The organism is Simplicispira lacusdiani, from assembly GCF_003604195.1.
GTDB classification, from domain to species: domain Bacteria; phylum Pseudomonadota; class Gammaproteobacteria; order Burkholderiales; family Burkholderiaceae_C; genus Simplicispira; species Simplicispira lacusdiani.
The window spans coordinates 1-5,713 of sequence record NZ_QXGR01000022.1 but is presented as its reverse complement, the minus strand read 5'-3'; the positions used below and the strand labels follow the sequence as shown (position 1 = coordinate 5,713).

The following is a 5,713-nucleotide window of genomic DNA, read 5'->3' as shown; positions in this document are numbered from 1 at the left end:
AAAGCAGAAACGCCCCGCTCATTGCTGAGAGGGGCGTTGCTGGGCTGTAAGAGCCTGACGATGACCTACTTTCACACGGGAACCCGCACTATCATCGGCGCAAAGTCGTTTCACTGTCCTGTTCGGGATGGGAAGGAGTGGTACCAACTTGCTATGGTCATCAGGCATAACTTGGTGTCATCTTGACGAGGTCAAGACAACGAATTCATAGAGTTTGGAATCAGTTTGGTTTTGATTGCGTCACTTGGCATAACAACCTTGACGGATTGGTCAAAGTTATAGGGTCAAGCCGCACGAGCAATTAGTACAGGTTAGCTTAACGCATTGCTGCGCTTCCACACCCTGCCTATCAACGTCCTGGTCTTGAACGACTCTTTAGGGGGCTCAAGGCCCCGGCAGATCTCATCTTGAAACGAGTTTCCCGCTTAGATGCTTTCAGCGGTTATCTCTTCCACACTTAGCTACCCGGCGATGCCACTGGCGTGACAACCGGTACACCAGAGGTGTGTCCACTCCGGTCCTCTCGTACTAGGAGCAGGCTTCCTCAAATCTGCAGCGCCCACGGAAGATAGGGACCAAACTGTCTCACGACGTTTTAAACCCAGCTCACGTACCTCTTTAAATGGCGAACAGCCATACCCTTGGGACCGGCTACAGCCCCAGGATGAGATGAGCCGACATCGAGGTGCCAAACACCGCCGTCGATATGAACTCTTGGGCGGTATCAGCCTGTTATCCCCAGAGTACCTTTTATCCGTTGAGCGATGGCCCTTCCATACAGAACCACCGGATCACTATGTCCTGCTTTCGCATCTGCTCGACTTGTCAGTCTCGCAGTTAAGCACGCTTATGCCATTGCACTATCGTCACGATGTCCGACCGTAACTAGCGTACCTTCGAACTCCTCCGTTACGCTTTGGGAGGAGACCGCCCCAGTCAAACTGCCTACCATGCACTGTCCCCGATCCCGATAAGGGACCCAGGTTAGAACCTCAAACGCACCAGGGTGGTATTTCAACGTTGGCTCCATGTGATCTAGCGACCACACTTCAAAGCCTCCCACCTATCCTACACAGATCCGTTCAAAGTCCAATACAAAGCTACAGTAAAGGTTCATGGGGTCTTTCCGTCTTTCCGCGGGGAGATTGCATCATCACAAACATTTCAACTTCGCTGAGTCTCAGGAGGAGACAGTGTGGCCATCGTTACGCCATTCGTGCAGGTCGGAACTTACCCGACAAGGAATTTCGCTACCTTAGGACCGTTATAGTTACGGCCGCCGTTTACTGGGACTTCAATCAAGAGCTTGCACCCCATCATTTAATCTTCCAGCACCGGGCAGGCGTCACACCCTATACGTCCACTTTCGTGTTTGCAGAGTGCTGTGTTTTTATTAAACAGTCGCAGCCACCGATTTTTTGCAACCCCTTTGGGCTCCCTCTGTACGAGTTCACCTACTTGGGGCATACCTTCTCCCGAAGTTACGGTATCAATTTGCCGAGTTCCTTCTCCTGAGTTCTCTCAAGCGCCTTAGAATACTCATCTCGCGCACCAGTGTCGGTTTGCGGTACGGTCGTCAATAGCTGAAGCTTAGTGGCTTTTCCTGGAAGCAGGGTATCACTCACTTCGTCTGCAAGCAGACTCGTTATCACCCCTCATCTAAGCCTGGCGGATTTGCCTACCAGGCACGACTACAGGCTTGAACCAACATATCCAACAGTTGGCTGAGCTAACCTTCTCCGTCCCCACATCGCACTATTGATCGGTACAGGAATATTGACCTGTTTCCCATCAGCTACGCATCTCTGCCTCACCTTAGGGGCCGACTCACTCTACGCCGATGAACGTTGCGTAGAAAACCTTGCGCTTACGGCGAGGGGGCTTTTCACCCCCTTTAACGCTACTCATGTCAGCATTCGCACTTCTGATACCTCCAGCATCCGTTACCAGACACCTTCACAGGCTTACAGAACGCTCTCCTACCACGTGCAATAAATTGCACATCCGCAGCTTCGGTAACTGGCTTAGCCCCGTTACATCTTCCGCGCAGGACGACTCGATCAGTGAGCTATTACGCTTTCTTTAAATGATGGCTGCTTCTAAGCCAACATCCTGACTGTTTTAGCCTTCCCACTTCGTTTCCCACTTAGCCAATTTTAGGGACCTTAGCTGGCGGTCTGGGTTGTTTCCCTCTTGAGTCCGGACGTTAGCACCCGGTGCTCTGTCTCCCAAGCTCTACTCTTCGGTATTCGGAGTTTGCATAGGTTTGGTAAGTCGCCATGACCCCCTAGCCTAAACAGTGCTCTACCCCCGAAGGTAATACTTGAGGCACTACCTAAATAGTTTTCGGAGAGAACCAGCTATTTCCAAGTTTGTTTAGCCTTTCGCCCCTATCCACAGCTCATCCGCTAGTTTTGCAACACTAGTCGGTTCGGACCTCCAGTACCTGTTACGGCACCTTCATCCTGGCCATGGGTAGATCACTTGGTTTCGGGTCTACACCCAGCGACTGATTCGCCCTATTCGGACTCGATTTCTCTACGGCTTCCCTATTCGGTTAACCTTGCCACTGAATGTAAGTCGCTGACCCATTATACAAAAGGTACGCAGTCACCCTTGCGGGCTCCTACTTTTTGTAAGCATGCGGTTTCAGGATCTATTTCACTCCCCTCCCGGGGTTCTTTTCGCCTTTCCCTCACGGTACTGGTTCACTATCGGTCGATGATGAGTATTTAGCCTTGGAGGATGGTCCCCCCATATTCAGACAGGGTTTCTCGTGCCCCGCCCTACTTGTCTGCAGCCTAGTACCACACGTTGGCTTTCGCATACAGGGCTATCACCTGCTATGGCCGGGCTTTCCATCCCGTTTTGCTAACCATCGTGCTATCACTGCAAGGCTTTTCCGATTTCGCTCGCCACTACTTTCGGAATCTCGGTTGATGTCTTTTCCTCGAGCTACTGAGATGTTTCAGTTCACCCGGTTCGCCTCGCAACCCTATGTATTCAGGTTGCGATACCCCTAAGGGTGGGTTTCCCCATTCAGAAATCTCCGGATCAAAGCTTATTTGCCAGCTCCCCGAAGCTTATCGCAGGCTATCACGTCTTTCGTCGCCTATCATCGCCAAGGCATCCACCACATGCTCTTAGTCACTTGACCCTATAACTTTGACGTCTCTTATCGAAACATCTCCATCATCTGTCTGGACTTGCGAGGTCTTTCACCTCGCGCGTTATGCCGTAATGTGAATGTTTCTTCGACATTGCTATTTGCATAGCAATTTCTAGAGAACGATTCGTCATTACTTGAACAAACAAAGTTCGTTCGTTTTGACGCAATCAAATTTCATGTTGCTGATGGCACGGTGCATCTTTCGATGCTTTCCATCAGCAACGCTGATTCGACTCTATGAATTTTTAAAGAACAGCCGATTGATCGAACTATCTCGATCAACAACAAAACAGCCTTTTGCAAAGCCGCTTTGGTGTTGAATCCGTATTGGTGGAGGATGACGGGATCGAACCGACGACCCCCTGCTTGCAAAGCAGGTGCTCTCCCAGCTGAGCTAATCCCCCAGGAACCGCATTGTCGTGTCGCATATGGCCTGCAGCACTTGGTGGGTCTGGTTGGTCTCGAACCAACGACCCCCGCCTTATCAAGACGGTGCTCTAACCAACTGAGCTACAGACCCAAGCCGGCCACCGCTTCACATGACCGCTTTCGCAGTCCGCTTCGCAGCGACTTCTTCCAACAACCGATAAGTGTGGGCGTTCAATCTTGATTGCAGTTTTCCAGAAAGGAGGTGATCCAGCCGCACCTTCCGATACGGCTACCTTGTTACGACTTCACCCCAGTCACGAACCCTGCCGTGGTAATCGCCCTCCTTGCGGTTAGGCTAACTACTTCTGGCAGAACCCGCTCCCATGGTGTGACGGGCGGTGTGTACAAGACCCGGGAACGTATTCACCGTGACATTCTGATCCACGATTACTAGCGATTCCGACTTCACGTAGTCGAGTTGCAGACTACGATCCGGACTACGACTGGCTTTATGGGATTAGCTCCCCCTCGCGGGTTGGCAACCCTTTGTACCAGCCATTGTATGACGTGTGTAGCCCCACCTATAAGGGCCATGAGGACTTGACGTCATCCCCACCTTCCTCCGGTTTGTCACCGGCAGTCCCATTAGAGTGCCCTTTCGTAGCAACTAATGGCAAGGGTTGCGCTCGTTGCGGGACTTAACCCAACATCTCACGACACGAGCTGACGACAGCCATGCAGCACCTGTGTTACGGTTCTCTTTCGAGCACAATCGCGTCTCTGCGATCTTCCGTACATGTCAAAGGTGGGTAAGGTTTTTCGCGTTGCATCGAATTAAACCACATCATCCACCGCTTGTGCGGGTCCCCGTCAATTCCTTTGAGTTTTAACCTTGCGGCCGTACTCCCCAGGCGGTCAACTTCACGCGTTAGCTTCGTTACTGAGCCAGTGAAGGCCCAACAACCAGTTGACATCGTTTAGGGCGTGGACTACCAGGGTATCTAATCCTGTTTGCTCCCCACGCTTTCGTGCATGAGCGTCAGTGCAGGCCCAGGGGATTGCCTTCGCCATCGGTGTTCCTCCGCATATCTACGCATTTCACTGCTACACGCGGAATTCCATCCCCCTCTGCCGCACTCCAGCGATGCAGTCACAAATGCAGTTCCCAGGTTGAGCCCGGGGATTTCACATCTGTCTTACATCACCGCCTGCGCACGCTTTACGCCCAGTAATTCCGATTAACGCTCGCACCCTACGTATTACCGCGGCTGCTGGCACGTAGTTAGCCGGTGCTTATTCTTACGGTACCGTCATTCGCCCCCTGTATTAGAGAGAACTTTTTCGTTCCGTACAAAAGCAGTTTACAACCCGAAGGCCTTCATCCTGCACGCGGCATGGCTGGATCAGGCTTGCGCCCATTGTCCAAAATTCCCCACTGCTGCCTCCCGTAGGAGTCTGGGCCGTGTCTCAGTCCCAGTGTGGCTGGTCGTCCTCTCAGACCAGCTACAGATCGTCGGCTTGGTAAGCTTTTATCCCACCAACTACCTAATCTGCCATCGGCCGCTCCGTCCGCGCGAGGTCTTGCGATCCCCCGCTTTCATCCGTAGATCGTATGCGGTATTAGCACAGCTTTCGCTGCGTTATCCCCCACGATCGGGCACGTTCCGATGTATTACTCACCCGTTCGCCACTCGTCAGCATCCGAAGACCTGTTACCGTTCGACTTGCATGTGTAAGGCATGCCGCCAGCGTTCAATCTGAGCCAGGATCAAACTCTTCAGTTCGATCTTGTTTAAATTTAAAGTCTTTCGACTCAACTCATAAAAACGGAATTGAAGTGAACTTCACTTCTATTCTCATGAGCATTTGAAAGTCTTGCGACTTCGTTCCGTAGAACTTGGCAATCGCCTTCAAACGCCCACGCTTATCGGCTGTATGTTTTTAACGTACAGGCAAGAATCAATTTCCATCTCTTCTTGCTAACTCCGCTACGATCAGCAGAGCCTCAAATTATATCAGGACTTTTTATTTCCTGTCAACACTGAAGGTCTTTATTTCTTCAGCATCTTCTCGCTTTCACCAGAACCGCTTTTCAGCAACTCCGCTCAGCGAAGCCTTGCATTGTATACCGAATTTCTACCCGATCTACGCAAAACCCGAAGATTTTTTGCTTCG

General features: G+C 51.5%; 2 tRNA genes and 3 rRNA genes. All 5 read right to left on the bottom strand.

The window, feature by feature from the left end:
• Positions 1-52: 52 nt before the first annotated feature.
• Positions 53-165: ribosomal RNA gene (gene rrf, locus D8S75_RS17135) — 5S ribosomal RNA — on the bottom strand.
• A 115-nt stretch (positions 166-280) separates the two neighbouring features.
• Positions 281-3,157, bottom strand: a 23S ribosomal RNA gene (locus tag D8S75_RS17130).
• A gap of 340 nt (positions 3,158-3,497) precedes the next feature.
• Positions 3,498-3,573: transfer RNA gene (locus D8S75_RS17125), tRNA-Ala, on the bottom strand.
• Positions 3,574-3,612: 39 nt separating this feature from the next.
• Positions 3,613-3,689, bottom strand: a tRNA-Ile gene (locus D8S75_RS17120).
• A 104-nt stretch (positions 3,690-3,793) separates the two neighbouring features.
• Positions 3,794-5,322: ribosomal RNA gene (locus tag D8S75_RS17115) — 16S ribosomal RNA — on the bottom strand.
• Together the 16S, 23S and 5S rRNA genes with 2 tRNA genes alongside form the textbook arrangement of a ribosomal RNA operon.
• Positions 5,323-5,713: the final 391 nt, after the last annotated feature.